This is a genomic window from Myxococcus sp. NMCA1, from assembly GCF_026810205.1.
GTDB classification, from domain to species: Bacteria; Myxococcota; Myxococcia; order Myxococcales; family Myxococcaceae; genus Myxococcus; species Myxococcus xanthus_A.
Map to the genome: position 1 here is coordinate 752,737 of NZ_CP113950.1, position 25,823 is coordinate 778,559.

28 protein-coding genes are annotated in these 25,823 nt (G+C 69.4%); 16 read left to right on the forward strand and 12 right to left on the reverse strand.

What is annotated here, in order from left to right:
* Positions 1-149 precede the first annotated feature (149 nt).
* Both OZ403_RS03315 and OZ403_RS03320 read left to right on the forward strand, forming a co-directional pair.
* Positions 150-704, forward strand: a complete 555-nt coding sequence (locus OZ403_RS03315) for a hypothetical protein (protein ID WP_268783451.1) — start codon at positions 150-152, stop codon at positions 702-704.
* Between the two features lie 56 nt (positions 705-760).
* Positions 761-1,318, forward strand: coding sequence for a hypothetical protein (locus OZ403_RS03320; protein WP_268783452.1), 558 nt, complete (start codon positions 761-763; stop codon positions 1,316-1,318).
* Here OZ403_RS03320 and OZ403_RS03325 read toward each other — a convergent pair.
* Together OZ403_RS03325 and OZ403_RS03330 are read right to left on the reverse strand one after the other, a co-directional pair.
* Positions 1,293-1,709 (reverse strand): DUF3037 domain-containing protein, encoded by a 417-nt coding sequence (locus OZ403_RS03325; RefSeq protein ID WP_268783453.1) that lies wholly within the window; start codon positions 1,707-1,709, stop codon positions 1,293-1,295. The genes OZ403_RS03320 and OZ403_RS03325 overlap by 26 nt on opposite strands.
* Positions 1,687-2,472, reverse strand: coding sequence for a HipA family kinase (locus OZ403_RS03330; protein WP_140873153.1), 786 nt, complete (start codon positions 2,470-2,472; stop codon positions 1,687-1,689). The genes OZ403_RS03325 and OZ403_RS03330 overlap by 23 nt, the downstream gene beginning before the upstream one ends.
* A 187-nt stretch (positions 2,473-2,659) precedes the next feature.
* Between OZ403_RS03330 and OZ403_RS03335 the strand changes: the two genes are divergently transcribed.
* The 3 genes from OZ403_RS03335 to OZ403_RS03345 all read left to right on the forward strand — a co-directional run bounded on the left by OZ403_RS03335 (position 2,660) and on the right by OZ403_RS03345 (position 5,306).
* Entirely contained in the window at positions 2,660-4,288 is a 1,629-nt protein-coding gene (locus OZ403_RS03335; RefSeq protein WP_140797142.1) for a S8 family serine peptidase, read from the forward strand.
* Between the two features lie 107 nt (positions 4,289-4,395).
* On the forward strand, positions 4,396-4,851 hold the full coding sequence (locus OZ403_RS03340) for a MarR family winged helix-turn-helix transcriptional regulator (RefSeq protein WP_171452291.1): 456 nt from the start codon (positions 4,396-4,398) through the stop codon (positions 4,849-4,851).
* Between the two features lie 17 nt (positions 4,852-4,868).
* Positions 4,869-5,306, forward strand: coding sequence for an organic hydroperoxide resistance protein (locus OZ403_RS03345; protein ID WP_140787159.1), 438 nt, complete (start codon positions 4,869-4,871; stop codon positions 5,304-5,306).
* 199 nt (positions 5,307-5,505) lie between these two features.
* Here OZ403_RS03345 and OZ403_RS03350 read toward each other — a convergent pair whose 3' ends face one another.
* Complete coding sequence (locus OZ403_RS03350; protein ID WP_268783454.1) at positions 5,506-6,729, reverse strand: DUF6068 family protein; 1,224 nt, start codon at positions 6,727-6,729, stop codon at positions 5,506-5,508.
* Between the two features lie 99 nt (positions 6,730-6,828).
* Here OZ403_RS03350 and OZ403_RS03355 point away from each other — a divergent pair, with 99 nt between their 5' ends.
* Positions 6,829-8,838, forward strand: a complete 2,010-nt coding sequence (locus OZ403_RS03355; protein ID WP_140852976.1) for a hypothetical protein — start codon at positions 6,829-6,831, stop codon at positions 8,836-8,838.
* A 39-nt stretch (positions 8,839-8,877) separates the two neighbouring features.
* Here the strand turns inward: OZ403_RS03355 and OZ403_RS03360 are convergent, their stop codons facing one another.
* From OZ403_RS03360 to OZ403_RS03375, 4 genes are all read right to left on the reverse strand, one after another.
* Entirely contained in the window at positions 8,878-9,426 is a 549-nt protein-coding gene (locus OZ403_RS03360) for a hypothetical protein (protein WP_268784848.1), read from the reverse strand.
* 186 nt (positions 9,427-9,612) lie between these two features.
* Entirely contained in the window at positions 9,613-11,334 is a 1,722-nt protein-coding gene (locus OZ403_RS03365; protein ID WP_237078008.1) for an amidohydrolase, read from the reverse strand.
* 115 nt (positions 11,335-11,449) lie between these two features.
* Positions 11,450-12,148 carry a hypothetical protein gene (locus OZ403_RS03370; RefSeq protein WP_268783455.1) on the reverse strand — a complete coding sequence of 233 codons (699 nt, stop codon included), beginning with the start codon at positions 12,146-12,148 and terminating at the stop codon, positions 11,450-11,452.
* A gap of 100 nt (positions 12,149-12,248) precedes the next feature.
* Positions 12,249-13,022: a rhomboid family intramembrane serine protease gene (locus tag OZ403_RS03375; protein ID WP_140787171.1), complete on the reverse strand. Its 774-nt coding sequence runs from the start codon at positions 13,020-13,022 to the stop codon at positions 12,249-12,251.
* 201 nt (positions 13,023-13,223) lie between these two features.
* Here OZ403_RS03375 and OZ403_RS03380 point away from each other — a divergent pair, with 201 nt between their 5' ends.
* Positions 13,224-13,748, forward strand: coding sequence for a hypothetical protein (locus OZ403_RS03380; protein WP_140787173.1), 525 nt, complete (start codon positions 13,224-13,226; stop codon positions 13,746-13,748).
* 2 nt (positions 13,749-13,750) lie between these two features.
* Here OZ403_RS03380 and rnz read toward each other — a convergent pair whose 3' ends face one another.
* Positions 13,751-14,674 carry a ribonuclease Z gene (gene rnz / locus OZ403_RS03385; RefSeq protein ID WP_268783456.1) on the reverse strand — a complete coding sequence of 308 codons (924 nt, stop codon included), beginning with the start codon at positions 14,672-14,674 and terminating at the stop codon, positions 13,751-13,753.
* Between the two features lie 120 nt (positions 14,675-14,794).
* Here rnz and OZ403_RS03390 point away from each other — a divergent pair, with 120 nt between their 5' ends.
* The 4 genes from OZ403_RS03390 to OZ403_RS03405 all read left to right on the forward strand — a co-directional run bounded on the left by OZ403_RS03390 (position 14,795) and on the right by OZ403_RS03405 (position 20,540).
* Entirely contained in the window at positions 14,795-15,472 is a 678-nt protein-coding gene (locus tag OZ403_RS03390; protein WP_140873157.1) for a DUF2293 domain-containing protein, read from the forward strand.
* 98 nt (positions 15,473-15,570) lie between these two features.
* On the forward strand, positions 15,571-16,302 hold the full coding sequence (locus OZ403_RS03395; RefSeq protein ID WP_237078010.1) for a TetR/AcrR family transcriptional regulator: 732 nt from the start codon (positions 15,571-15,573) through the stop codon (positions 16,300-16,302).
* Entirely contained in the window at positions 16,299-17,408 is a 1,110-nt protein-coding gene (locus OZ403_RS03400) for an efflux RND transporter periplasmic adaptor subunit (protein ID WP_140852980.1), read from the forward strand. Before OZ403_RS03395 ends, OZ403_RS03400 begins: the two co-directional genes overlap by 4 nt.
* 12 nt (positions 17,409-17,420) lie before the next feature.
* A complete protein-coding gene (locus tag OZ403_RS03405) occupies positions 17,421-20,540 on the forward strand; it encodes an efflux RND transporter permease subunit (protein ID WP_268783457.1) in 3,120 nt (1,039 codons plus the stop codon).
* Positions 20,541-20,562: 22 nt separating this feature from the next.
* Here OZ403_RS03405 and OZ403_RS03410 read toward each other — a convergent pair whose 3' ends face one another.
* Positions 20,563-21,315, reverse strand: a complete 753-nt coding sequence (locus OZ403_RS03410; protein WP_140873159.1) for a hypothetical protein — start codon at positions 21,313-21,315, stop codon at positions 20,563-20,565.
* Between the two features lie 55 nt (positions 21,316-21,370).
* Between OZ403_RS03410 and OZ403_RS03415 the strand changes: the two genes are divergently transcribed.
* Positions 21,371-21,928, forward strand: coding sequence for a DUF2378 family protein (locus tag OZ403_RS03415; RefSeq protein WP_268783458.1), 558 nt, complete (start codon positions 21,371-21,373; stop codon positions 21,926-21,928).
* 54 nt (positions 21,929-21,982) lie between these two features.
* Here the strand turns inward: OZ403_RS03415 and OZ403_RS03420 are convergent, their stop codons facing one another.
* The 3 genes from OZ403_RS03420 to OZ403_RS03430 form a co-directional block, all read right to left on the reverse strand.
* A complete protein-coding gene (locus tag OZ403_RS03420; protein WP_174258632.1) occupies positions 21,983-22,411 on the reverse strand; it encodes a hypothetical protein in 429 nt (142 codons plus the stop codon).
* Between the two features lie 200 nt (positions 22,412-22,611).
* Complete coding sequence (locus OZ403_RS03425) at positions 22,612-23,178, reverse strand: endonuclease dU (RefSeq protein ID WP_268783459.1); 567 nt, start codon at positions 23,176-23,178, stop codon at positions 22,612-22,614.
* A 93-nt stretch (positions 23,179-23,271) separates the two neighbouring features.
* Positions 23,272-23,475 (reverse strand): cold-shock protein, encoded by a 204-nt coding sequence (locus OZ403_RS03430; RefSeq protein ID WP_002635980.1) that lies wholly within the window; start codon positions 23,473-23,475, stop codon positions 23,272-23,274.
* Positions 23,476-23,742: 267 nt separating this feature from the next.
* Here OZ403_RS03430 and OZ403_RS03435 point away from each other — a divergent pair, with 267 nt between their 5' ends.
* From OZ403_RS03435 to OZ403_RS03450, 4 genes are all read left to right on the forward strand, one after another.
* Positions 23,743-24,300 (forward strand): SPW repeat domain-containing protein, encoded by a 558-nt coding sequence (locus OZ403_RS03435; protein WP_237080174.1) that lies wholly within the window; start codon positions 23,743-23,745, stop codon positions 24,298-24,300.
* Positions 24,297-24,617, forward strand: a complete 321-nt coding sequence (locus tag OZ403_RS03440) for a transcriptional regulator (protein ID WP_140787193.1) — start codon at positions 24,297-24,299, stop codon at positions 24,615-24,617. Before OZ403_RS03435 ends, OZ403_RS03440 begins: the two co-directional genes overlap by 4 nt.
* A gap of 99 nt (positions 24,618-24,716) precedes the next feature.
* The gene (locus OZ403_RS03445) at positions 24,717-25,205 is read left to right on the forward strand and encodes an SRPBCC family protein (RefSeq protein ID WP_140787194.1); all 489 of its coding nucleotides are present in this window, start codon (positions 24,717-24,719) and stop codon (positions 25,203-25,205) included.
* A gap of 41 nt (positions 25,206-25,246) precedes the next feature.
* On the forward strand, positions 25,247-25,792 hold the full coding sequence (locus OZ403_RS03450) for an SRPBCC family protein (RefSeq protein ID WP_268783460.1): 546 nt from the start codon (positions 25,247-25,249) through the stop codon (positions 25,790-25,792).
* The last annotated feature ends 31 nt before the right edge of the window (positions 25,793-25,823 follow it).

A 25,823-nucleotide genomic window follows, 5' to 3' on the forward strand; every position in this document is an offset into this window, starting at 1 on the left:
GCGCCAAGATGCTCTTCACCAGGCAACGACTGAATCTGGGTTCCAGCCACCCTGTGGTTTTCTGCTGAGGGTTCCGGGCTCACGGGGGGGGGACGGCGCCCGGCGACCGGTGACGGGTCATCAGCGGTGTAACCGAAGGAGGGCTGTTCATGCGGGGATACGCGTCTGGTGTGGCAATCGCATCCATGATGGGGCTCATCGGGTGCGGCGAGGACGACACGTATGTGTATGACGTGACGCTGGATGCGGCGGCCCTGAGCAACGTCCCGAACGAGTGCTCGGGCCAGCTCAAAAAGAACTTTGAAGGAGAAGGCCCGGCGACTGGAATCGAGGCCCAGCAACAGTGGCGCCTTCAGCGCGGGGAGATGGATTCGATGACGCTTGAGATGCCCGATCTCAACATTCGGGCTCCGGGTATCTCTGGGTACAGCGTGGACGCGGACGACGAGCCGGACATCTTCCACGGCTCAGTCGGCGCGGACGGTGGTTTTCAGTTCGTGCAAACCAAAGTGACGAACTTCGGGTTTGAGTGGGGGGCCAACCAGGCGTTCAGCATCGTCATCACGAGCAAGCACCTGGACGACACCATCCAAGGCCATCTGTGGTTCCGAAGTGAGCACCTGGTCGCGCCTCCGGCAGCCGATTGGGATGAGGCGGAATGCGTCGCGACCATCCCTTTCACGGGCAAGCGCGTGAAGGAGTAGGCTGCTCCGCTCGTGTCGCCGTGGCGCGAGCCCTGTGACGGAAGGAGCGGAGACCGATGCGTGGAGACCAGTGGGGCGCCATGGCCGCCGTGGTGATGGCGCTCACGGGATGCGGCGAGGACGACACGTACACCTACGACGTGACCCTGGACGCGGAGACGCTTGCCCAGGTGCCGACGGAGTGCAGCGAGTTGGTCGAACCCGCCCAGGGCCCCGCGGTCGGCCTGGACGCGCAGCAGCGCTGGACGATTCGCCGCGGGGAGTTGGACTCGATGTACCTCGAGGTCCCCGACATCGACTTCCAGACGCCGAACAACGCCTATGTCATCAACGGCGACGGCGAGCCGGACGTCCTCATGGGCTCGGTGGGCGCGGACGGCGGCTACCAGTTCATCCACATCCAGACGCGCCTGGATGAGGAGCACAAGCTGTCCTCCTTGGGCAACGAGCACGCCTTCCGCATCGCCATCAACAACAAGGACCTGGATGACGCCATCCAGGGCACCGTCTGGGTCCGCAACGAGCACGTCGAGCGGGACCCCGTCAACGGCTCCACGCTAGCCTCCGGCTGCGCCTCCGCCGTCCGCTTCACCGGCCGCCGGGTGACGGAGTAGCTCGCTTCATCCGCACCACGGTGTCCAGCAGGTGCTCCAGCGCCGCCTGGGGCTCGTTGCACAGGCCAGAGTGCACCGGCCCCGTCTGGATGATGGTGCTGCGCGGTGCCACCACCCAGTGCCAGCGCTCCTTCTGGGACAGCTGGCCAATGGGCCCCGAGCCCTTCCCGCCCTCGCACACGCGGCGGGAGCTCTCCAGGTGGCCTCGCACCAGGTCCACGTCCACCTCGGGCCACAGCGCCTTCAGCCGCGCCTCATCCGGCTCTACGCGCACGCCCAGGAAGCGCTGGGTGGCGCAGAAGAGGACGACGCCCGCGTTGATGAACTCCTCGCGCTCCACGCGCGGGACGACGCGGATGATGGCGTAATCAAACGAGCTGGGCGCGGGCACGGTCCGCCTCCTCGATGAACGCGGGCACGGCTTCCAGCCGGCGCAGCAGCCAGGTGGCGTAGGCGGCGCGGTGCGCCTCGGCGGTGGGGAAGGGGGACTCGGTGCTCGTGAGCCATGCCTCCGGAATGGCCCCGACGATGCGCTCCACCACCTCCCGGGTGATGCGCTCGCCCAGGTGCTTGCCGGCCTCCGTCAGCGCCGTGGCCCACGGCAGCAGCACGTGGTCCTTGATGGGCGCGAAGCGGCCCTGGCTGCGCGCCTCCCAGTCGTCCCACGAATGGTGGAAGTACAGCGAGGCCCCGTGGTCGATGAGCCACAGCTTCCGGTGCCAGGTCAGCATGTTGGGGTTGCGTGGGGTCCGGTCCACGTTGGTGATGTACGCGTCGAAGGCGACGATGCCGGACGCCTCCGCCGCGGTGGGCGCGGGGTCCGCCACCGGGTCGAACGTCACCGACGCCGGAAGGTAGTCCAGCGCCAGGTTGAGGCCCGCGCTGGCCTTGAGCAGCTCGCGAATCTCGGAGTCCGGCTCGTTGCGTCCCAGGGCCGGGTCCAGCTCCACCAGGACGAGCTCCGGCACCCGCAGGCCCAGCTCCCGGGCCAGCTCCCCGGCGATGAGCTCGGCGACGAGCGCCTTGGCGCCCTGTCCGGCACCCCGGAACTTCACGACGTAGAGCCCCGCGTCGTCCGCCTCGATGATGGCCGGCAGCGAGCCGCCCTCCCGCAGTGGCGTCACGTAGCGCGTGGCGGTGACCGTCCTTGGCATTCCTGACCTCCCGTCCTCTCTCCTGGCGTCGTCCCTGGGGCGCCGGGCCGCGCCGCGGCATGTAGCATGTCGGCCGGGGGTGGGAGGCGCTGACGCCGCCTCGGGCTGATCGCTGGAAACTTTGTCCGACACAATGCGACAATCATTTATCGGCGTTTTTTTCTGCCCCCCACGGAGCACCCCCACCATGGAAATCTCTCGCAAGCCGAAGTCGCCCGTGTCGCAGTCCACCCGCGCTGGTGACACGGCCAAGCCGGCCGCTGCGGCCAGGCCCGTGGAGAAGGCGCCGGTCCAGACGGCGAAGGACGGCTTCGACTCGGCGCCCACGGGTGGCGCGCGGGGCTCCAACTTCGTGGACCGCCCGAAGGGCAACTTCGTGGACCGCCCCACGGGCCTGCCCCAGGGCACCCCGTCGGCGCTGCCGGCCTCGGCCTTCACCTTCGGCTCCGGCCACGTCGCCGTCCGTCCCTTCGCGGCGAGCGCGGCCCGCGCGCCCGTCACGCTGGCGGCGTCCGCCACGCCCAACGCGAAGGTGAACGACCTCCAGACGACGACGTCCACCGTGTCCTTCGACCAGGACGTGAAGCTGGACTCGCTGAAGCTGAACCTGGACCTGGCGCACACCTTCAAGGGTGACCTGGTCGTCAAGCTGACCAGCCCCTCCGGCAAGACGGAGACCCTCCACAACCGCCAGGGCGGCAGCGCGGACAACATCAAGGGCAGCTTCGACCTGGCCGCCTTCAAGGGCGAGTCCACCAAGGGCACCTGGACGCTCTCCGTCGAGGACAAGGCGCGCCGCGACACGGGCACCCTGAAGAGCTGGAGCCTGGACGCCGCCGGCCAGACGACGGGCACGGGCCCCATCGAGGAGCCGAAGCCCCAGCTCTCCGGCCCGCCGGTCATCGCCGTGTTCGACGGCGGCGTGGACTTCAAGCACTCCGACCTGGATGACGCGATGTGGGTCAACCCGAACGAGGTCGCGGGTGACGGCATCGACAACGACGGCAACGGCGTCAAGGACGACATCTACGGCTACAACGTCGGCTACAACAGCGGCGACGTGATGCGCGGCAGCGGCACGGACCACGGCACGCACGTGGCCGGCATCATCGCCGCTGAGGACAACGGCGAGGGCAACACCGGCGTCGCCGCGGGCAAGGCGAAGATCATGAGCCTGGGTGGCCTGTACAACGGCGCGGACCTGCTCACGAACTTCGAGCGCGGCGTCGACTACATGGTGAAGATGAAGACCGAGCACGGCGTGAACATCCGCGCCGTCAACGCGAGCTTCGGCAACGAGTACCGTGACGCGGCCTCCGTGAAGCGCTGGACGGACGCGGTGCAGAAGCTGGCTGACGCGGACATCCTCCTGGTCGCGGCCACGGCGAACGGCTACGGCAGCAACCTGAACGACGTGGCGGACATGCCCGCCAACATCGACCTGCCCAACGTCATCACCGTGGCGTCCATGGACAAGAAGAACGACAAGCTCGCGGACTTCTCCTCCTACGGGGACAAGGTCGTGGAGCTGGCCGCGGTGGGCGAGGACGTGCTGAGCACCGTCCCGGGCGGCGGCTGGGAGGAGATGAGCGGCACCTCCATGGCCACCCCGACGGTGGCGGGCGCCGCGGCGCTGATGTTCGCCGAAAACCCCAACCTGACGGCCGCGCAGGTGCGTGACCTGCTGGTCCAGACGGTGGAGGTGGACTCCGACCTCAAGGGCAAGGTGAGCACCAGCGGCAAGCTGGACATCGCGGCCGCTGTCGCCGCCGCCAAGGCCACGCTCGAGGACGACACCACGGTCGCCGGGCGCTGAGCCGGTCCTGAGATGACGCAGTGAAGAGCTCCCGGTGCCCAGGCGCCGGGAGCTTTTTCGTGTCCGATTTGATTGCGCACAATTTAATTGCGCCCTATTTATCTTCCATGTCGATGGATGACCCGCTCAGCCTGGACCGGCAGATCTGCTTCCCGCTCTACGCGGCGGCCCGGGCGATGACGCAGGCGTATGCGCCGCTGCTGTCACGGCTGGGCCTGACGTACCCGCAGTACCTGGTGTTGCTGGTGCTGTGGGAGACGGACGGGGAGACGGTGAAGGGGATGGGGGAGCGGCTGTACCTGGACTCGGGGACGCTCACGCCGCTGCTCAAGCGGATGGAGTCCCAGGGCCTGGTCCGGCGGGAGCGGAGCGCGGAGGACGCGCGCTCGGTGCGCATCTACCTGACATCCGAAGGGCGGGCCCTGCGCCGCAAGGCCACGTCCATTCCCGAGGCGATGGCCTGCAAGTTGGGGCTGACGCTGGAGGAAGCAACCCGCCTGCGCCGCGACGTCCAACGTCTTTTCGAAGTGCTTTCGCAGTCCCACGTTGATTCCGCGAAGTAACGCTCAAGGAGAACACCATGGCTCCCGTCGCTATCAGCCCGCTGTACAGCACCTCCGCCACCACCCACGGTGGCCGCAACGGCCGCGTGAAGTCGGAGGACGGCGTCCTGGACCTGCCCCTGGCCATGCCCAAGGAGCTGGGTGGCGCGGGCGGCGCCGTCACCAACCCGGAGCAACTCTTCGCGGCGGGCTACTCCGCCTGCTTCGAGAGCGCGCTGCGGCTGGTGGCGCGCATGCAGGGGAAGAACCTGGGCAACGACGCGGGCGTGCGCGCCACCGTCACCATCGGCAAGACGCCGGACGGCGGCTTTGGGCTCGCGGTGGAGCTCCAGGGAATCCTGCCGGGAATCCCCAATGACGAGGCCCAGAAGCTGATGGCGGCGGCTCACGAGGTGTGCCCGTACTCGAAGGCCACGCGCGGCAACATCGACGTGAAGGTCTCCGTCGCTGGCTAGTTGCACGTGGAGTGCTCAGGAGGGCCACTCAGGCGTTGGTATCGTGCGCGATGGCGGATTCCTCGCTGCCTGCTTTCGCGCCGCGTGCATCGATGGCCCTCATCGCGACCGGGTGGGCCATGTCATCGGCCGGCGCGAAAGGAAGCCTGAGCACGCGCGCGCTGTTCGACGAGTGCGCGCGTGCCTGGACACAAGGCGCCTACGGTGTGACGCCCGGCACCCACACGCCCCAGTCCGTGAGCTGCGTGCCTCCACCGTTGGGCGTGATGCGGTCAAGCAGCGGCTGGAAGCGGGCCTCGTGGGCCAGCCCCGCCAGCGCATCCTCCCAGGGGTCGGCGGCGTATGCCTGAACGCGGACGTTGTTCGCCTGGGGCTGCGCGGTCTCGAACTGGAGCGCCGGAACGCGGTGCGAGCCCACCGTCACCGTCTCTCGCTTCGCCGGTGCGAGGCCTTCATGGGACGGCGGCCACTGGCGTGCGTCCAGGGACTCCCAGATGCGCGCCAGCACTGCCTCCTCCAGGGGCACGGCTTCCGCCTGGGCGAAGTCCGGGCACGCCGCGCCTGTCGTGGGCGGTGTCACCTGCTGACGCAGGATGAAGCCTCGCTCCGCGGCCTGGCAGGTGCGCAGCACGGACGTGGTGCCTTCCGTCTCCATCCGCATGTCGAACCAGGTGCCTGGGCCCCAAGGGCGGGCGAGCGCTGGAGGCAGGCCGGTGCCACCTTCCTGTCCCTGGCGCGCCTCCACCAGGGTGAGCTGTGAGCCGCCGCCCATCCCGAAGCCCGACAGCGTGATGCTCGCGTCGAGCAGGCCATTGGTGAGGTACAGCGGGCCCGGCGTCGCCGCGTAGAGGCGGTTCTCCAGGGGGCCGTCGAATGCCCGCTTGTCATTGAGGTACCGCTTCGCCTCCCACTGGCGGCCCGCGGCGGTGAGCTGCTCGGTGCTCTGCTTGCCCTCGCGGGGGACCTCCAGCGCACGCGACTCATCCGCTCGCATGGGCACCACCAGCGGCCGCGCCAGCATCGGCTGCCGCGACGGCGCGCCGCCATCCTCGGTGAAGTAGAGCGTCACCCAGACCCAGGGCAGCTCCACGGCGACGACCTCCAACGTCACCACGCCGGCCACCGCGGCCTCGGGCACGGTGCCGGACTGCTGCCGGCCCATGGTCTTGCGGTTGGCGGAGAAGGAATACGCCACGCGGTCGCCCACGCGAGCCCGCAGCCAGGGCGAGTTGCCGCGCCGCGTTGGCGTCTCCGCCTCCGTCTCCGTCTCCGTCACGGTCTCCTGGGTGGAAACTTCCGGCGGGGCGGTGGTGCCGTCGGAGGGCGTGGTGTGGGGCTCCACGCTCTTGCAACTCGTGCCAAGGGCCAGGGCCGCGCACAGCATCGCGGGGCGGGACAGGGAGGAGGCGATAGGCTTTGGCATTCGGGCAACCTCGGCGGTGAGGGGCATTGCGTCACCCCTGTCGGACCTTGATACACCGGGGCGTTGGCCCGCCCTCAACTTTCTGGAGTTCCGCGTCCCATGACCACGAACCTGCGCATTCGTCGTGTCGTTCTCTACAAGCATGGCGTCGGCTACTTCGAGCGCCGGGGAAAGGTGAGTGGCAGCGACACGCTCCACCTGGACTTCAAGGCGCGCGACATGAACGACGTGCTGAAGTCGCTGACGGTGTTGGACCTGTCGGGCGGCTCGGTGTCGGCGGTGAGCTACGACTCCACGAAGCCGCTGGAGCAGCTCCTCGCGGAGGCCACCATCCGCATCCCGGAGGACGGCAGCCTCACGGCGCTGCTGGGGCAGATCAAGGGCGCGCGCGTGCGGGTGCGCGTGGGCGGCGCGCAGGTGGAGGGCTCCATCATCGGCCTGGACTCGCTGGCGGTGGCGGCCGGCGAGACGAGCCTGATGCGCCCGTTCCTGTCGCTGCTGGTGGGCGCCTCGCTGCGGACCTTCGACATCCTGGACGTGGCCGAGCTGGAGTTCCTGGACGAGGCGGTGCGCAAGGATTTGGAGTTCTACCTGGCCACGGTGCTGTCCTCGTACAAGAAGGACTCCAAGCGGATGGCCATCCTCACCTCGGGCCAGGGCGAGCGCGAGCTGTTCGTCAGCTACGTGGTGGAGTCACCGGTGTGGAAGACGAGCTACCGCATCCTCCTGGATGAGGGCGAGCCGCCGCTGCTCCAGGGCTGGGCGCTGGTGGACAACACCGGGGACGAGGACTGGGTGGACGTGAAGCTGTCGCTCATCGCCGGGCTGCCGGTGTCCTTCGTGCATGACCTCTACAACCCCCGGTACATGAAGCGGCCGGTGGTGGAGGTGCAGACGGAGGCCGCCGCCGCGCCGGTGATTCCTGAGGAGAGCTTCGGCAGCGCCGGGGACATGATGATGGAGCAGGAGATGGCCGCGCCGATGATGTCCGACATGCCCGCCGCGGCCCCCATGGCCGCGCCGCGCCGTTCCCGGGCGGAGAAGGCCATGTCGGTGGGCGGCCCTGGCCGTGGAGGCCCGAGCCGGCGCGAGGCCATGGAGAAGAGCGCCGCGGTGACGACGCTCACGAAGGAGGTGGGGGACCTCTTCGAGTACGGCGTGGACCGGCCGGTGACGGTGCACCGCAACCAGAGCGCGCTGGTGCCCATCCTGCACAAGCCCTTCGAGGGCAAGCGGGTGCTCCTCTACAACCGGGCCACGCGTGAGAAGAACCCCATGGCGTGCATCGAGCTGAAGAACACCACGGGGCTCACGCTGGAAGGCGGCCCGGTGACGGTGTCGGAGGACGAGCGCTACGTGGGCGAGGCGATGCTCGACACGATGAAGCCGAATGACCGGCGCTTCGTGCCCTACGCGGTGGAGCTGGGCTGCGTGGTGTCGATTGAAGACCGCACGGAGGACGGGCCGGTGTTCCGGGTGGCGGTGAACTCCGGGATGCTGGTGGCGGAGTACTTCCACGTGCGGCGTACGACGTACGTGTCGCGCAACAAGGGGCAGCGGGCGCAGGTGCTGTTTGTGGAGCACCCGCGCCAGGGCTGGGAGCTGGCCAAGGATGCTCCGGAGCCTGCGGAGACGACGGACGGCTTCTGGCGCTTCAAGCGGGAGCTGGCCGCGGGGGCGCAGGACTCGCTCACCGTCACCGAGCGCACACGGGGGCAGCGCCAGTACCTCATCTCCAGCATGGGGCTGGACCAGGTCTCCTACTTCGTGTCGCAGCGCTTCGTTGACGAGAAGATGGCGGGTGCGTTGAAGGAGGTCGTCGCGCAGCGCGAGCAGGTGGATGCGCTGGCGAAGGACGAGCAGCGCCTGCAGGAGGAGCGCAACCAGCTCTTCCGGGACCAGGAGCGCATCCGCTCCAACATCGAATCGCTGAAGAGCGGGGCGTCGCAACGCGAGCTGGCGGACCGCTTCGTGTCCAAGCTCAACGAGCAGGAGGACCGCCTGGAGGCCATCGCCCGCGAGCTGGAGCAACTGGCCAAGCAGCGGCAGGAGGCGCAGAAGGCGCTGAACCGCCGCATCCAGGCGCTCAGCTACACGGTGGACCTGTAACCCGCGGTGGGCTGCCCGGACCGCACCGGGCAGCCTTCGCTACCCGGAGAGGATGCGCCAGCGCAGCGTCCCGTCCTTGTCCGGCGCGACGATTTCCACGCGCGGATTCTTGGCGCTGGAGCATTCCAGGTACGCCTTGAAGCCTCCCGCCATCTCATGGATGGCCACCGGCGTCTGGTAGGTGAACTGGCGCAGCAGCAGCATGCCCGTGCCGTTCTCCTCCTGGTGCAGCAGCTCCCCCTGGTCGCAGTAGGAGCGCCACATGCGCCGCGCCATCCCCAACACCATGTTGGGCGTGGTGAAGCGCAGCACCATCTTGAAGATGGAGTGGATGTCTCGCAGGGTGACTTCGTAGCCCACCGTGTGGGCCCCCTCCGGCTTCCCGTCGAAGTGCCGGTCCACCACGTGCTGGATGATGCCGAAGTACGTCTCCACCGGCACCCAGCCCACCGCCAGCGTCGTGCGCGGGTCCGCGTGGGGTTGCAGCTCGGGAAGCAGCGACTCCACGGCCGTACGCGCGGTGTCCTCGCCGAAGCGCTCGTGCACGTAGGCCAGCAGGTTCTGGACGGTGAAGCCCTTGTAATTCACTCCGGACAATGAGGCTGTCACGCTTGCGATACCCCCCGCTCCAACCTGTGAGCCGGCCTTGGCTCACAGGAGGGTTGCGGCAAAGTCGTATGCTAGAGCACTCCACGACACGGCGGAAATAGCGGTACGCGCCAATTCCCCGCGACAGCCACGTTGCGCCCTGGATTCCCCGCCTGTCCTGAGCGCTCAGCGCTGGAAGGCGCGGTAGACCTCCACGCCGGCCACCACCGTCAGCCGCACCTCGGCGCCGGGCAGCGTGGTGACGGGCCCGTCCACCGGGTCCACCGACAGTGCCACGAAGTCCGCGTCCATGCCGGGCTGGAGCCGGCCGCGCCGGGCTTCGGCGAAGGACGCGTGCGCCGCGCCCACGGTGAAGCCCTCCAGCGCCTCCTGCCCGCTCAGCCGCTGCTCCCCGTACCAGCCGCCGTCCGGCAGGCCCCGGACGTCCTGACGCGTGCGCGCCGCGTACAGGCCCGCCAGCACGTTGGGCCGCTCCACGGGGAAGTCACTGCCCAACGCCAGCACCGCGCCGGACGCCTTCAGCCGCTGCCACGCGTAGGCCCCGCGGATGCGCTCCGCTCCCACGCGGGCCTCCGCCCACGGCATGTCGCTGGTGGCGTGCGTGGGCTGCACGCTGGCGATGAAGCCGCTGCGGCCCAGCCGTTCAATGTCCTCGGGGCGCATGATTTGCGCGTGCTCCACGCGGTGCCGGCCGGACTGGAGCGTGCCGGTGGCCTCGGCCGCGCGCGCGAGCACGTCCAGCACCACCGTGTTGGCCCGGTCGCCAATCGCATGCGTGCACACCTGGAAGCCCTTCGCCATGAAGGCGCGCACGCGCGCTTCGTACTCCTCGGGGGACAGCAGCAGCAGGCCACGGTGGCCGGGCTCGTCGCTGTAGTCCTGGTGCAGCGCCGCGCCCCGGCTGCCCAGCGCGCCATCCAGGGTGAGCTTCACCGCGCGCATCGTGAGCATGCGCCCCTCATAGGGGCCGTCCTTCAGGTACGTCTCCCGGTCGCCCGTCTGGCCATCCGCCATGGCGTAGACGCGCAGCGGCAGCTTGCCTTCCTTGTCCCAGCGCTGGAGCAGGCGGAAGGTGCGCAGGTCCATGCCCGCGTCGTGGACACCGGTGAGACCCACTTGCGCGCCGCGCTGGAGCGCCGCGGTCAACTGCGCCGCGTGCTGCGCGTCCGTGGCGGGCGGCAGCACGGACTCCACCAGCTCCATGGCGTTGTCCACCAGGATGCCGGTGGGCTCTCCGCCCTCGCCCCGGAGGATGCGCCCGCCCGCCGGGTCCTTCGTGTCACGGGTGATGCCGGCGCGCCGCAGCGCCTCGCCATTGACCCACAGCGCGTGGCCGTCCACTCGGCTCAGCGCCACCGGACGCAAGGGAAAGCGCTTGTCCAGGTCGGCGCGCGACGGGAAGGTCTTCTCCGGCCAGTCGTTCTGGTCCCAGCCGCGGCCCAGCAGCCACTCACCCTGGAACGCGGAGGAGGGCGCCGAGGCGAGCCGCTCCAGGGCCTCCTCCTTGGTGTCCACGCCCTGCAGGTCCACCGTCACCAGGCCGCGGCCCAGGCCCGCCAGGTGCCCGTGCGCGTCGGTGAGGCCCGGCACGACCGTGGCGTTGCCCAGGTCCACCACGCGCGCGTCCTTCCCCGCGGCGGCGAGCACCTCGTCCTTCGTGCCGGTGGCCAGCACCTTGCCGTCCTTCACCGCGAGCGCCTGCACCTGGGGCTTCGCCGGGTCCAGCGTCCGGATGCGCTGGGCCACGTACACCGTGGTGGTCGCGGTGGGCTCCGGCACGGGGCCCGGGTTGTCGTCCACGGGCGCCACGCGCCGGGCGCAGCCCGAAAGGCTTGTCAGAAGGAGTACCGCTCCGAGCAATCCACCACTGAGTCGTCGCAAGCTCATGTCTGGCACCTGTCTGGGAGCCCGCGCCAATCCCTGGCGCGTCCGGCGCGACACTCTGGCGCACCCAGAGGAGGAGGCCAAGCACTGGCGTCCCCCTCCGAGCGTGCCTACGTCACTACAGGTTGGTGGGGCACGGTTGCGTGCGTGGCGAGCAGGCCGTGGACTCCACCTGGTAGGTCAGCTCGTACTTGCCACCGTGGCCTTCCAGCACCGTGGTGAAGGTCCCTGTCTGGCCGCGCAGCGTGGTCCAGCCAATCTGCTCCTGCACATCGAAGATGTGCATGCTCTTGTCCCAGAGCGCCACCAGCTTGCCGCCCGCGCCCACCGTGTTCGTCGTGAACAGCAGCGGCGGCGGATAGGAATTCAGGGGGCTCCACTCCACCCGCTTGTTCGGCGTCATGTAGTCGTCGTTCCAGATGACCTCGGACTGATGGTCGCCGGTGACCTCCGCCTCCAGCCAGGCCTCGTCGTTGCCGTCGATGTCCGACGTGGTGATGCACTTCAGGGACAGCAGGTTCGCCCGCCAGAACAGCGTGTAGTAGGGCCAGTCGGGGTCGGGCTCGTCGCCGCCACCGCCGCCCTCACAGGACGGGTCATTGCACTGCGCCGGCGGCGCCAGGCTGGCCTCCTGCAACTGCTTCTCCATCGCGATGATGTCCACCGGCTTCGCGTCCGCCGCCTGCGCGTCCACGCTCTCCATTGCGTCCGCCTCCACGGGCGGCTGCGCCGGCTCCATGCGCTCCGTCCCACAGGCCGTGAGCGCGAGCACCGCGCCCATCGTCAGCCCCAGCGTCTGCCGCTTCGTCTTGCTCATCCGCATCTGCGCTTCCTTCAGGTGTCTGGCCCCAACAGCCTGGATACGCAGTGCTTCACGAAGTCTGGCAATTCGCGGATGCGGAAAAGTCAGCCCTCCCTCACGGATGGTTGGGATGGAGCCGGTGGCGCATCGACGTGCGCTGGTTCGTGTATCGCGGGTTCTGGAACAGCTTGATGAGCGCCATGCCCGCCACGAAGCCACCGATGTGCGCCCAGAAGGCGACGCCGCCGGACGCGTCCGCGCTCACCGTGTTGAGCTGGGGCAGGCCGCTGAAGAGCTGCACGCAGAACCACCACAGCAGCACCGCCCACGCGGGCACGGAGAAGACGCGGATGAAGATGACGATGATGAACAGCATGTTCACCCGCACCCGTGGATAGAGCAGCAGGTACGCGCCCATGACGCCGGAGATGGCACCGGAAGCGCCCACGGTGGGCACCGGCGAGCTCGGGTCCACCAGCAGGTGCGCCGCCGCCGCGGCCAGTCCGCACAGCAGGTAGAACACCACGAAGCGCAGGCGGCCCATGCTGTCCTCGACGTTGTTGCCGAAGACCCAGAAGAAGAGGCAGTTGCCCAGCAGGTGTCCCCAGCCGCCGTGCAGGAACATGGAGGTGATGGGGGTGAGGAGGTTGATGGGCTCGTTGTCCACGACGCACGCCAGCCCGTCTCCGAGGGGAACGGGGAGGCCCAGCGCCGCCTTGCCCGTCAGCTCGCCGGGCACCATGCCCAGGTTGCAGACGCTGGCCGCCAGCCGGTAGGCGTCCAGGCCGGCGCCCTGGATGAAGACCCAGACGAAGCCGATGGTGCCGAGCAGCAGGTACGTCACGACGGGAGTGCGGAGGGTGGGGTTGTCGTCGCTGATGGGAATCATGTGGGGGCCCCATCATGCGCATCTCCCTGGCGGGGCGCGGCGGCGGAGGGGGCCTGGATGTGCGGCGCTGGACGCATGGGCACCCATACGGGCGGAGCGGGTGGGATGCTTGCCCAGGGAAACCATCCCCGGGGAGACTTGGCTGCGGGAAGAAAGTTGAGGGATGTTGAGTCGCCTCATACTCCCGTGGAGTCCTGAGAAATGAACCTGTCGATGCTGTCGCGCGGCGCCGCCGCGCTCCTCGTGGTCGCCGCGCTGTCCCTCACCACCACTGGTTGCGCCGGCCGCCGCCGCGAAGCCTTCCTGCTGGAGAAGGCGCGCAACCACGTCTACCGCAAGCCCGTGGCGGAGGTGTATCCGCAGGCGCTCGCCCTGCTGAAGGAGAAGGGCTACTCCTTCAAGACGGGCCAGGGCGGCTTCGAGGCCACCACCGAGTGGTTGATGCAGGGCGCCCCGTCGTCGCTGGGCACCACCCAGGTGCGCTACCTGGTGCGCGGCATCGAGAAGGGCCCGGGCCAGTGCTCGGTGGAGCTCACCCGGCAGCTCGTCACGCAGTCCGCGGGCGCCGCCAACACGTCCGGCCGCGCGAGTGACATCACCGAGCCCGCCGTTCGGGCTGACGGCGGCAACATCACCCGGGACGAGGCGCTGGAGTGGGAGCTGGTCCAACTCGTGGACGCCGAGTCCGCGTCGGCCCTGCGCGCCGAGTCCGAGAAGATTCAGTAGCCTCAGTCCCGGAGGGGCAATTCGACGGTGAACCCGTCGAAGGCCACCTCCACCGGCCCCTGGTACTCCTCACGCGCCTGCGTGAGCAGCTTCGAGGGGTCGGTGTCGTGCCGGCTGGAGAGGTGGGTGAGCACCAGCCGCCGTGCTCCCGCCTCTCGCGCCACACGCGCCGCTTCCCGCGCGGTGGAGTGCCGGGTCTCCACGGCCCGCTCCTGTTCGTCGTCGGAGAAGGTGGACTCGTGGACCAGCAGGTCCGCGTCCTTCGCGGCCTTCACCATGGACGGGCACGGGCGCGTGTCCCCGGAGATGACCAGCCGGCGCCCGGGGCGCGGGACGCCCAGCACGTCCTCCGGCTTCACCGTCCGCCCGTCCTCCAGCGTCACCGGCTCGCCCCGCTGGAGCTTTCCGAAGCTGGGGCCCTCCGGCACACCCAGCGAGCGCGCCATGTCCAGGTTGAAGCGCCCGGGCCGGTCGTCCTCCACCAGCGCGTAGCCCAGGGCGTTGATGCGGTGGTCCACGCCCACCGCGTGGACCGCGTAGCCCTTGCGTGGCACCATGTCACCGTCCTTCAGTTCGTGAATCTCCACTGGGAAGGACATGGACTCCACGCCCAGGTGGACGGCCTGGTGGAGCAGGCGCTTCGCGGAGGGCGGGCCGTACAGGTGGATGGGCTCTGAGCGCCCCGTCATGCCCAGCGTGCGCAGGAAGCCGATGATGCCCAGGTAGTGGTCCGCGTGGAAATGCGTGAAGAACACCGCGTCCACGGTGAAGCCGGTGCCGTAGCGAACCATCTGCCGCTGGCTGCCCTCACCGCAGTCGAAGAGCAGCAGGTCCGCGTGCGCCTTCACCGCGAGTCCGGACAGGTTCCGGTGCAGCGTGGGCTGCGCGGCGGATGTACCGAGGAACGTGAGCCTGAGGAGGGACATGCCGGCACTTCCCACGCGTTAGAGGACCTCCCGCGCCAGTCAACCGCCGACGCGAGGGGGCCATTTACCAGGGTTGGAGGCACCCATGCTATGTGGCCGCCCCCGACCTCGGACTTCACCATGCCTGAATCCCTGACCTTCGCGCCGACTTCGGACCCTCGCCGCGTGCGCGCGCCGGATGGCCGCGTGCTCACCGTGCCGGACGGCTGGGCCCTGCTTCCCCCCGGTGACGCCGGGCTCACCCGCCGCGTGAAGGCGGCGGGGCCTTCCTGGACCGTGGCGGAGAAGGTGGGCCGCAAGCTCTTCTCCCGGGGCGTGTGGGCGCCGGAAGCGCACATCCTCCGCGCCCGCGCCGTCCTCGAGGCCGAGCGCGCCACCCCCGCCTACGAGAAGAAGCTGGCCGCCGGACGCGAGCGCCGCGCCCGCGAGCAGGAGGCCTACGAGGTCGACTTCGCCAACGCCGTGCTGCGCTTCCTCGCCTTCTCCCCGGCGTGGCTGCCGCACGCCAAGCGCATGGCGGTGCTCGTCGCCACCCATGCCACCCCCGTGGGCAGCGGCACCGTGGCCCGCACCGAGCGCATCCCCCTGGAGCGCCGCGCCGAGGCCGCCGTCATCGCGTGGATGCGACATCAGACCACGAGCTACGACGACATGCGCATCGCCCGGGTGAAGGGCGCCCGGCGGGAGGTGCGCCGGGAGCTGGCGGACATCTCCCGCGCCGTGCTGGACCTGCACCGCCGCGATGCTCCCCACGGGCCCGCCGCGTGCCCGCTGTGCACCGCGCTGACGCGGACCTGAGCGGCGGAACGCACCCACAGTCGCAGTCTTTGGATTACTGACCCGGTGTTCAGAAACCTTGTGTGGTTAATGACCGGCGGGTTAGGAATCCGGCCAGCATGGCCCGTCCCGCCGACCCTCACGCTCGCAGTGCGCTGGTGTCCGCGGCCCGGCGGGAGTTCGCTCGCCGGGGGCTGAAGGGGGCGCGCATCGAGGACATCACCGCCGCGTGCGGGCTGTCCAAGGGCGCCTTCTACCTGCACTTCCCGTCCAAGGAGGCGCTGTTCGGGGAGGTGGTGGGCGCGTTCGAGTCCGGGCTGATGGAGATGAACGGGCGTCGCATGGCGCGCATGGAGGGCTTCTTCCAGACGCACGGCATCCCGGGCGCGCAGGACCGCATCGAGCGCAGCGAGCGCTACCTGCGGTTCCTCCAACTGGAGAAAGAGCACGACCTGGAGGCCCTGGATTGGGTGTGGGAGTTCCGGGACGTGTCCCTGGTCCTCACCAGCGGCAGCCAGGGCACGGAGTTCGAATCCCTGCTGTGGCGCGTGACGGATGCCCAGGTGGAGCGCATTTCCCACGACTTCCGGCGGCTGCAGGAGGCTGGCGCCATGGACCCGGAGTTGGACGCGCGAATCTTCGCCTCCATCATCGTCGGGTCCTTCCTGCTGCTCTCCACGCAGATGGCGCGGCTGGATGAGAAGCCGGACCTGAACGCGTGGGCGAACACGCTCCAGCGGCTGTGCCAGGAGGGCACCCGTCCGGCGTCGCCCGCCCCGTCCAAGCGTGTTGCGCGGCGGCCTCGTGCCGCCGCCGAGAACCCCCGAAAGACCTCGAGGAAACGCTCGTGAAACCCAACCTGAAGCCGTCCGCTGTCCGCGTGTTCGCCGCGGCGGGCATGGCCGCCGCCGTGCTGTCGCTGACCGCATGCCAGAAGGCGGATGCCTCGTCGTCGCCGCCCGCCAAGGGCTCGGCGCAGGAGGTGGTGCCCACGGTGAAGGTCGTCTCCGCGCGGACGGTGCGGGCCGCGCCGAGCGAGTCGGTGACGGGCACGCTGTTTCCCGCGCAGGGATTGATGGTGGGCTTCGAGGTGGGAGGCCGCCTGTCGGTCGTCCGGGTGAAGAAGGGGCAGGGGGTGAAGAAGGGCGATGTGCTGGCGCAGCTGGACCCGGAGATCGCCGACGCGCAGGTGGCCCAGGCCGAGGCCGCGGTGGCCGCCGCGGAGGCCGCCTCCACCATGGCCGCCGACGTGGCCGCCCGCAACGAGAAGCTCCAGCAGCAGGGTGGGGTGAGCGAGGTGGCCCACCGCACCGCCAGCGCCAATGCCGCGCAGGCGCAGGCGCAGTGGATGGCCGCCAAGGCGCAGCTGGCCCAGGCGCGCGCGTCCCGCCGCCGGCACGAGCTGCGGGCGCCCTTCGACGGCACCATCATCGACGCACCGGAGCAGACGGGCGCGACGGTGGCGCCGGGCACGCCGCTGTTCAACCTGGAGCGCCTGGACACGCTGCTCTTGAAGACGACGGTGTCGGAGGCCCTGCGCTCGCAACTGGAGCCCGGCGCCAAGGTGCGCGTGGAGTCGGTGGGCGCGCGCGTGTCCTCGGACGAGGCGGTGGTGCGCACCATCCTTCCCTCCGCGGACCCCGCCACGCGCCGCATCCCGGTGGAGCTGGCCGTCCCCAACGCGGATGGCCGCTTCGTGGCGCACACGCTGGCGCGGGCGGTCCTCTCACTGGGGCAGGCGCAGGACGCCCAGGTGCTGCCGGGCAGCGCGTTGTCGGCCCTCAACGGGGACCATGTCTGGGTGGTGGCGTCCGGTCAGGTGCGTCGTGTGGACGTGCGGGTGTTGGAGCGGCGCGAGCAGGGCGAGGTGGTGGTGCTGGCGTCCTCGCCGCTCGACTCCGTCGTTGACCACCCCACTCCGGGCCTGTCGCAGGGCGCCCGCGTCTCCGTGAAGTAGGGAGCCCTCTCCATGCTGCTCAGCGACGTCTCCATCCGCAGGCCCGTCTTCACCGCGATGTTGTCGCTGTGCCTCGTCGTGCTCGGCCTCATGGGCCTGGGCCGCCTGGGCACCGACCTCTATCCGGACGTGTCCTTCCCGGTGGTGGTCATCAACACCGTCTACAAGGGCGCGGGTCCGGGCGAAATCGAAACGCAGGTCATCAAGCCCCTCGAAGACGCCGTCGCTGGCATCAGCGGCGTGGACAAGATTCACTCCTACAGCCGGGAGAACGTGGGCATCGTGGTGGTGCAGTTCAAGATGACCGCCCCGCTGGACCGCGCGGTGCAGGACGTGCGCGACAAGGTCGCCGGCATCGTCAGTCGCCTGCCCCAGGACGCGGACGCGCCCGTCATCGGCCGCGTGGACCTGGGGGCCACGCCCATCCTCACCTACGCCGTCTCGGCGGCGCTGCCCTCGCAGGAGCTGCGCCGGCTCATCGACGACCGCGTGAAGCCCGCGCTCGCGCAGTTGGAAGGCGCCGCCGAGGTGCGCGTCACGGGCGGTGACACGCGCGAGGTGCAAATCGACATCGATTTGGACAAGGCGCGCGCGGCGGGCGTGTCTCCGCTGGGCATCGCCCAGCGCGTGGCGTTGGAGAACCTGGACCTGCCCGCGGGCCGGCTCCAGCTGGGCGCCTCCGAGATGACGGTGCGCTCGCTGGGGCAGTTCCAGAACGTGGATGAAATCCGCGACCTGCCGGTGGCGCGCAGCGCGACGGGCGCGCAGGTGCGGTTGGGTGAAATCGCCAGCGTGACGGACGGCGTGGCGGAGCGGCGCACCCTGGCGCGCCTCAACGGGCAGGACGCCGTCATCCTGGAAATCGTCAAGCAGCCGGGCTCCAACACCGTCGCGGTGAGCGATGCGGTGCGGCAGGTGATGTCGCAGATGGGCTCGGTGGTGGGGCATGGCTTCCAGGCCACGCTGCTCATCAACCAGTCGGACCTCATCCAGGAGAACGCGCACGAGGTCTGGGTGGCGCTCATCTTCGGTGGCGCGATGGCGGTGCTCATCATCCTCATCTTCCTGCTGGACGTGCGCGGCACCTTCATCTCGGCGCTGGCGCTGCCCACCTCCGTGCTGGGCACCTTCTTCGTGATGTACGTGCTGGACTACACGCTCAACCAGATGACGCTGCTGGGCCTGTCGCTGGCCATCGGTCTGCTCATCGACGACGCGGTGGTGGTCCGCGAGGCGATTACCCACCGGCTGGAGAAGGGTGAAGACCCGGTAAGCGCCGCGTCCAACGGCACCAAGGACGTGGGCCTGGCGGTGCTCGCCACCACGCTGTCGCTGGTGGCGGTGTTCGTGCCGGTGGCCTTCATGCCTGGCATCGTCGGCCAGTTCTTCCGGCAGTTCGGCATCACCATCTCCGTGGCGGTGCTGATTTCCCTGTTCATCTCCTTCACGCTGGACCCGATGATGTCGGCGCGGCTGGCGAAGCGGCGCGTGCCGGGCGAGGTCCGCCAGGAGAACGCGGTGGCCGCGACGCTGCGCCGCTTCCTGGACGGCACCGAGCGCGTCTACGAGTCCATCCTCCGCTGGGTGCTGGCGCACAAGTGGACGACGATGGGCCTCACGCTGGTGCTGCTGGTGGTGTCCTTCGGAGGCGCCAGCCGCCTGGGCATGGAGTTCATGCCCGCGGAGGACCGCTCGCAGTTCTTCGTGGACCTGACGCTGCCGGACTCGGCCAGCATCCGGGAGACGGAGGCCCGCACCGCCGACGCGGAGGTGCTGCTGCGCCAGCTGCCGGAGGTGACGGACGTCTACTCCATCGTCGGCAAGGACGGCGATGTGAACAAGTCCCGCATGCGCGTGCTGACGGTGGGCAAGGACGCGCGCACCAAGGGCATCCAGGTGCTGAAGGAGGATGCACGCGCGCTGCTGGAGCCAGGGCTGGTGGGCACGCGGGTGAACCTGAGCGACCCGCCCATCCTGGAGGGCATGGGCGACTACTACCCCATCATGGTGCGCATCACCGGGCCGGACCTGGCCCGCGTCAACGAGGAGGCCGAGCGCGTCGCGGGCATCCTCCGCGAGCTGCCGGGCACCGCGGACGTGCGCGTGGAGTCCAACCCGCCCAAGCCGGAGATGCAGGTGCTCATCGACCGGGCGCGCGCCAGCGACGTGGACCTGCACGCGGGCGCGCTGGCCACGCAGCTGCGGCTGGCCATTGGCGGTGACGTGGTGGCGAAGCTGCGCGAGGGCGTCACCGAGACGGACATCCGCGTGCGCCTGTCGGAGAAGGACCGCGCCACGCCGGAGCGCGTGCGCCAGTTGGAGGTGTACACGCCCAGCGGCCTGCGCCCGCTGACGGACGTGGCCCGGGTGGAGATGAAGAACGGCCCCAGCCTCATCGAGCATGAGAATCGCGAGCGGCAGATTGCCGTGTACTCGCAGCTGGGCCTGGGCGCGGCGCTGGGCGACATCGCCCGGGAGCTGAAGGCGCGCGTGGCGGCCCAGCCGCTGCCACCGGGCTACGCGCTCATCTACGACGGGCAGATGAAGAACCTGGACGAGCAGAACGACGCCTTCGGCGCGGCGTTCGGTCTGGCCTTCGTCTTCATCTACATGGTGCTCGCCAGCCAGTTCGAGTCCTACAAGCACCCGCTCACCATCATGGTGTCGCTGCCACTGGCCCTGGTGGGCGCGCTGCTGGGACTGGTGGTCACGGGCTTCCACCTGTCCATGGGCGCCATGATTGGCATCATCCTGCTGATGGGCCTGGTGACGAAGAACGCGATTCTGCTCATCGACGGCGCGCTTCAGAACCTGCGGGAAGGCGACACGGTGGACGAAGCGCTGCTCAAGGCGGGCCCGCGCCGGCTGCGGCCCATCCTGATGACGAGCGCGGCCATGGCCATCGCCATGGTGCCCACGGCGGTGGGCACGGGCACGGGTTCCGAGTTCCGCGCACCCATGGCCATCTCCGTGATTGGTGGCGTCATCACCTCCACCTTCCTCACGCTGCTGGTGGTGCCGGTGGTGTTCGCCGGCATGGAGCGCCTGGGCTTCAAGCGCAGCCGTCCGCGCGACGATGCCGCCGCCGCGCCGCCGCACCAGGTGGAGCCCAAGCCCGGTCAGGCGGCCTGAGGTCCACAGGCTCGGGGGACGTTCATCCCCTCGCGTACAGCGGCGCCATCGCATCCATGATGGCGCCCATCAGCCGCTGGCCGTCGGCCGTGTCCGGGCAGAGTCCGCCCCAGACGAGCGTGAGGCGTTCGGCCACCGGGCGGAAGTACATGCGCCCGCGCATGCGGACCGGCTCGTAGCTCTCCCGGCCGCCCACGAGGTAGTCCTCCTCTGGCACGCCGAACACGGCGTAATACGTGAGGTCCGGCGCCTGCGCGTCCTGCACCCGGTGCAGCCCGCTGGGGATGATGCAGCTCACCTCCGCCATGTGCCACGGGCCTTCACGGCCCTGGCGCACGTCCAGCACCTCGAAGCACATCTTCGACGCGGGGCAGCCCAGCTCCCCGGCCGTGAGGAAGTTGTAGTCGAGTCGCGGAATCTCCAGCATCTCGTCCAGGTCCGGGCGGCCGTCGCGGGTGAATCCCCACGGGCTGCCATCCCGCTTGTACGAGCGGATGCCGTAGGCGCCGTAGAAGACGTTGTACCAGGGGCTGTGCGGGTTGAAGTAGTTGGAGCAACCGGCCCGCTCCGGGAAGTCTCCGATGGTGAAGGCCACCAGCAGGTCCATCAGCCGCTTGGTGTCGAAGGCCATGAACGGTTCATGCGCCACCGCGCCAATCGACCCGCGGATGGAGGGCACCGGTGTGGCGACACCGGCCTCCGCCAGGAAGTTCTTCTTCCCCGGCAGCGGCGTGGCTTTCATGGCCAGGATGGCGAGCTCTCGTTGCAGACCCATGGAATTCCTACCCCCTCGCCGCACATCCTAGCGGAGGAAGGGTACACTGCTGAACATGCCGGAGAAGCTCGTCTTCGAGCACACCTTGGAGGGTCTCTTCGTGCGAGGACTGGGCGCCCGCGTCACCCCCGTGCTCCGCGAGCGGCTGCGGGAGGTGGGCGTGGACCTGGAGCGCAAGCTACAGCCCGCCTACTCCTTTGAAACATGGTGCTCCGCCGTGCGCGTGGCCGCGCGCGAGCTGCACCCGGACGTGCCCGACGACGTGGGCTACGCGCTGCTGGGTGAGCGCATGGTGGATGGCTACCGGGAGACGGTGCTGGGGCGCGCGGCCTTCGGTGTGATTCAGCTCCTGGGCCCCCGCCGGTGCGTGAGCCGGGCCCGGCAGATGTTCCGCTCCGGGAACAACTACACGGAGACACGCCTGGACGACGTGTCCCCCTCCGAAGTGGACCTGTGGATGAACGAGGCCGGGGCCATCCGCTACTTCACGCAAGGCGCGCTGCGCGCGGGCCTGCGCGCCGTGGGAGCGCCGCATGCCGAGGTGCAGGTGCGCGCCTTCACCGACGAAGGCGTCACCTACCGGCTCACGTGGCGCAACGGCGACGAGGCCTGAGCCTGCTGGGCTTCCATGGGCTGGAGCCATCCTGCTCCCGCCTGGAGGTGTTTCTCAGCGCGCCGCGTGCTCCACCGCGCCTTCCGGAGCCGCGCCCAGGAAGTAACGCGAGCGCGCCTTGGCGAGCTGCGAGTGCGCTTCCTCCAGCGACACGCAGTCCACCGTGATGTCGTTGTCCGCCGCCGCCGCCGAGGCCACCCGCGCCGTCTGCAACCGGGCGATGGTGGAGTCCGAGACGTGCGCGCACATGACGCAGCCCATCTGCCGGCCGTAGGCCACCACCTCTCCGAAGAGGCTGGCGGACTCCGGCTCCAGGGTCCTGAGCCCACGCATGTCCGCGAGCACCAGGTGTCGTCCTCCTCCATAGGAGTCTGTTTCGTGACGATACCGGCTCGCGAAGTCCCGCATCTCGTTCGGCCTGACGAACCCACTCAACCGCACGGTGACGGTACGGCGATTCTTGTCATTGATGACTTCGAACATGCGTGCGCCCTCCTCGCGAGGCAAAGATTAACATGAAAACAAACGGGGTTCCATGCAGCCCTCCAGGGCAGGTTCATGGCTGGAAGGGTGTGCAAGCGTGTCTGGATTGTCTGGCGCAGGTGGAAGATTCCGCGCGCTGGTGCCCACATGTGGTGGCGGCGCAATCCTCTGCCAGGAGGTGAAACCCGTCTGGGAAAGGTTCAGGCGCGCTGGCTGCTCTGGCCGGTGACGACGGCGGAGCCGATGAGGTGCGCCAGCCGCAGGGCCTCGGGGACGAGTCCGCGGTCCGTCACGTGGGCCAGCGCCTGGGCCACCCATGCGGGCTCCGCGCCCTGCACCTGGAAGGTGAAACCTCCCAGCTGGTGGATGGGACCCGCGCGCTTCAGCTTCGCCCAGCGCGCGTCCGCGCGAGGCAGCCGCCGCAGCGCGCGCTCCACCGCGCCCAGGTCCGGTGGCCGCCGCATCACTGCCACGCACGGCCGCTTCAGCCGGCTTGCCAGCAGGGGCAGGTCCACGACATTGAAGCCGCCGAACGCAATGCCATCCAGCAGCACCAGGTGGAGCTGCGGGAGGAACTTCCCGCCTTCCAGCAGCCGGCACACCTCCTGCGTGGCGTTCCAGCCGTCGCGGCGCACCCGTCCCCAGACGAGCCCTTCGAAGCGCGTGCCTCCACACACCACGCCCGCCAGGGGCACGGCGGCGCCGGGGCGGCGCGCGAAGGGGCCGTCGTCGAAGCCGATGACACGCGGGAAGCGGGGCAGGCGCATGGGCCGCGCAGCCTCTCAGGGGGAGCCCGCAAAGAGAAAGCCCGGACTCGCCATCCGCGAGACCGGGCTTTCATGGCTTCGCCGGACCGCCGTTCAGGCCGCGCGAACGTTCTGCGCCTGCAGACCCTTGGGGCCTCGGCCTACTTCGAACTCCACCTTCTGGCCTTCCTGCAGGGTGCGGAAGCCATCCATGTTGATGGCGCTGTGATGGACGAACACGTCCTCACCGCCGCCGTCCTGCACGATGAACCCAAAACCCTTCGCATCGTTGAACCACTTGACGGTACCGGTTGCCATGAATCGCGTTCTTTCGTTCCAAAGCGGCTGGGGTGGCCGCGGATATCGCCCTCTCAGAAACTGAAGGGCCGTGCTGCGAGCCATAGTCTGCCCGGGGCGGGCCACCGAGTGGAAGCCCCCCTGGTTGCCCAGCAGCCAGGAATTCGCGGGTGGACAGGCTTCCTACCCCCGGTGCCCGGGCAGGCGAGGGGCGCATCGCCGTGCGTCACGGGCCGCGTGCCTACCGTAGTGGCGACTTCACGACGGCAAGACTGGAAGGAGCGCCACATGGCTGAACCGCAGACCCTGAGTCCGTCCACCCCCAGACTCGTCCCTTCCCCGGTGCCTCCGGAAGGGCGCTTCCGGCGGGGCGTGCGCCGCGCCATGGACCGGAGCGCCGCCGCTGGCATCCTCTCCCGTCCGCTCCTGGGGCGGCTGCCGTTGCGCCGGTGGGTGCCCCAGGACCTGCACTCGCTCATGCACTACAAGGGCGGGACGGCCTCGGTGGTGGCGGGGGTGTTGTCCGGAGATGCCGTGGCGAAGTCCGCGGGCATTGCCCTGGGGTCCACCATCCTCGGTGTGTCATTGTTGACGGATTACCGCATCAGCTTGACCAAGCTCATCCCCATCGAAGCGCATGAAATCGCCGACTATGCCTTTGGCGCCGCGTTCATCCTCGCGCCCTTCGTGCTGGGCTACGCGAAGCGCAGCCCGCTGGCCGCGGCCATCCACGTGGCGGTGGGCGTGACGACCGTGCTCGCGTCGCTGGTGACGGACTACCGGTGCCAGACGGGCATGCACCTGGGAGGCGAGCTGGCGACGGACCCGGGGGCGATAGGCGCGTGAGTGCCCCCGTTCCTCCAGCGCGCGGCAGCACCGTGCGCGGCGCGCTGGAGGCGGCGCTGACGTCCGCCCCGGAGAGCGGCCTCACCGCGAAGGACCTCTCCGCCCTGGTGGGCATCTCCGAGAAGGACGTGGCCGGGCACCTGGAGCACCTGGAGAAGTCCCTCAAGGCCCAGGGCGCCCGCCTGGAGGTGTTGCCCGCCTCCTGCCTGGCGTGTGGCTTCACCTTCAAGGACCGCAGGCGCTTCACGCGGCCCGGCGCCTGCCCCCAGTGCCGCGCCACGCGCATCGATCCGCCGGCCTTCCGCGTCATCGGTTGAACGCGCCTGGGGGCGAGGTGGAGATTTCACCATTCGGTTGACAATCGAGCGGTGATGGCTGAAATATTCAACCAATTGGATGAATATCGGGAGTGCGTCATGGCGTCGACAGGGAATGACAAGGGTGCGCCGGTTGCCACGGCGATGATGATGATTCGCCGTCCCGTGGCGGACGTCTTCGCGGCCTTCGTGGACCCCGCAATCACCACGAAGTTCTGGTTCAGCCGGGGCAGCGCGCGGCTCCAGCCCGGCGGCACGGCGCAGTGGTTCTGGGACACCTATGGCGTGTCGGCCACCGTGAACGTGTTGGACTTCGAGCCCGGCGCCCGCCTGCGCATCGAGTGGGGTGACCCGGGTGTGATGACCTTCGTCGAGTGGACCTTCACGGCGCTGTCGCCGGACCGCACGTATGTCCGCGTCGTCGAGTCCGGCTTCCGGGGTGACGACAAGGCCGTCGTGGCGCGAGCGCTGGACAGCACCGGGGGCTTCAACCTGCTCCTCGCCGGGGCCAAGGCCTGGCTGGAGCACGGCATCGCGCTCGCGCTCGTTCCGGACCATGTCCCCGAGGACGCGCGGCACCTCGTCTGACGCCGCGGTTTCCCCCACCCCCACGCATGACCGAAGGCGCCATGAAACGAGACTCGCACGCCCGCTTGTTGTCCTCCGACACCGTCCGTATCGAGCGCCTGCTGCCCGGCCCCATCGAGCGCGTGTGGGCCTATCTCACCGAGCCGGAGAAGCGCCGGCTGTGGCTCGCGGGCGGTCCCACGGAGACGAAGGTCGGTGGCAGGGTGGAGCTGCTGTTCCGCCACTCCGAATTGGCAGAGGAAGGCGGCGCCCCACCGCCGCGCCACGAGGACATGGCACAGGGCCACGTGAATGCGGGACGCGTGACGGCGTGTGAGCCGCCGCACCTGTTTGCCTATACGTGGGCGGAGAACCACGGGGACCCGTCAGAGGTTCGCTTCGAGCTGGCCGAGCGCGAGGACGGCGTCCTGCTGACCGTCACCCACGTGCGCCTCAACGGCCGGGATTCCCTGCGCAGCGTGGCGGGAGGCTGGCATACGCACCTCGACCTCCTGGTCGACCGTCTGAACGGGCAGCGCTCGCCGAACTTCTGGGAGGCCTACGAGCGCGCCCACGCCGAGTACATCACGCGCCCGGGCTTTGAGTAACGCTGCCACCGGCGCTCCAGCGGTGCATCCG

Excerpts from the sequence above, each read along its gene's own strand:
- OZ403_RS03435 (WP_237080174.1), top strand. The coding sequence starts at position 23,743 with ATGGCTGAACCGCAGACCCTGAGTCCGTCCACCCCCAGACTCGTCCCT.
- OZ403_RS03445 (WP_140787194.1), top strand. The coding sequence starts at position 24,717 with ATGGCGTCGACAGGGAATGACAAGGGTGCGCCGGTTGCCACGGCGATG.
- OZ403_RS03430 (WP_002635980.1), bottom strand. The coding sequence starts at position 23,475 with ATGGCAACCGGTACCGTCAAGTGGTTCAACGATGCGAAGGGTTTTGGG.
- OZ403_RS03320 (WP_268783452.1), top strand. The coding sequence starts at position 761 with ATGCGTGGAGACCAGTGGGGCGCCATGGCCGCCGTGGTGATGGCGCTC.
- OZ403_RS03380 (WP_140787173.1), top strand. The coding sequence starts at position 13,224 with ATGAACCTGTCGATGCTGTCGCGCGGCGCCGCCGCGCTCCTCGTGGTC.
- OZ403_RS03395 (WP_237078010.1), top strand. The coding sequence starts at position 15,571 with ATGGCCCGTCCCGCCGACCCTCACGCTCGCAGTGCGCTGGTGTCCGCG.
- OZ403_RS03315 (WP_268783451.1), top strand. The coding sequence starts at position 150 with ATGCGGGGATACGCGTCTGGTGTGGCAATCGCATCCATGATGGGGCTC.
- OZ403_RS03375 (WP_140787171.1), bottom strand. The coding sequence starts at position 13,022 with ATGATTCCCATCAGCGACGACAACCCCACCCTCCGCACTCCCGTCGTG.
- OZ403_RS03340 (WP_171452291.1), top strand. The coding sequence starts at position 4,396 with ATGTCGATGGATGACCCGCTCAGCCTGGACCGGCAGATCTGCTTCCCG.
- OZ403_RS03420 (WP_174258632.1), bottom strand. The coding sequence starts at position 22,411 with ATGTTCGAAGTCATCAATGACAAGAATCGCCGTACCGTCACCGTGCGG.
- OZ403_RS03415 (WP_268783458.1), top strand. The coding sequence starts at position 21,371 with ATGCCGGAGAAGCTCGTCTTCGAGCACACCTTGGAGGGTCTCTTCGTG.
- OZ403_RS03390 (WP_140873157.1), top strand. The coding sequence starts at position 14,795 with ATGCCTGAATCCCTGACCTTCGCGCCGACTTCGGACCCTCGCCGCGTG.
- OZ403_RS03425 (WP_268783459.1), bottom strand. The coding sequence starts at position 23,178 with ATGCGCCTGCCCCGCTTCCCGCGTGTCATCGGCTTCGACGACGGCCCC.
- OZ403_RS03355 (WP_140852976.1), top strand. The coding sequence starts at position 6,829 with ATGACCACGAACCTGCGCATTCGTCGTGTCGTTCTCTACAAGCATGGC.
- OZ403_RS03335 (WP_140797142.1), top strand. The coding sequence starts at position 2,660 with ATGGAAATCTCTCGCAAGCCGAAGTCGCCCGTGTCGCAGTCCACCCGC.
- OZ403_RS03405 (WP_268783457.1), top strand. The coding sequence starts at position 17,421 with ATGCTGCTCAGCGACGTCTCCATCCGCAGGCCCGTCTTCACCGCGATG.
- OZ403_RS03450 (WP_268783460.1), top strand. The coding sequence starts at position 25,247 with ATGAAACGAGACTCGCACGCCCGCTTGTTGTCCTCCGACACCGTCCGT.
- OZ403_RS03410 (WP_140873159.1), bottom strand. The coding sequence starts at position 21,315 with ATGGGTCTGCAACGAGAGCTCGCCATCCTGGCCATGAAAGCCACGCCG.
- OZ403_RS03350 (WP_268783454.1), bottom strand. The coding sequence starts at position 6,729 with ATGCCAAAGCCTATCGCCTCCTCCCTGTCCCGCCCCGCGATGCTGTGC.
- rnz (WP_268783456.1), bottom strand. The coding sequence starts at position 14,674 with ATGTCCCTCCTCAGGCTCACGTTCCTCGGTACATCCGCCGCGCAGCCC.
- OZ403_RS03365 (WP_237078008.1), bottom strand. The coding sequence starts at position 11,334 with ATGAGCTTGCGACGACTCAGTGGTGGATTGCTCGGAGCGGTACTCCTT.
- OZ403_RS03345 (WP_140787159.1), top strand. The coding sequence starts at position 4,869 with ATGGCTCCCGTCGCTATCAGCCCGCTGTACAGCACCTCCGCCACCACC.
- OZ403_RS03330 (WP_140873153.1), bottom strand. The coding sequence starts at position 2,472 with ATGCCAAGGACGGTCACCGCCACGCGCTACGTGACGCCACTGCGGGAG.
- OZ403_RS03370 (WP_268783455.1), bottom strand. The coding sequence starts at position 12,148 with ATGAGCAAGACGAAGCGGCAGACGCTGGGGCTGACGATGGGCGCGGTG.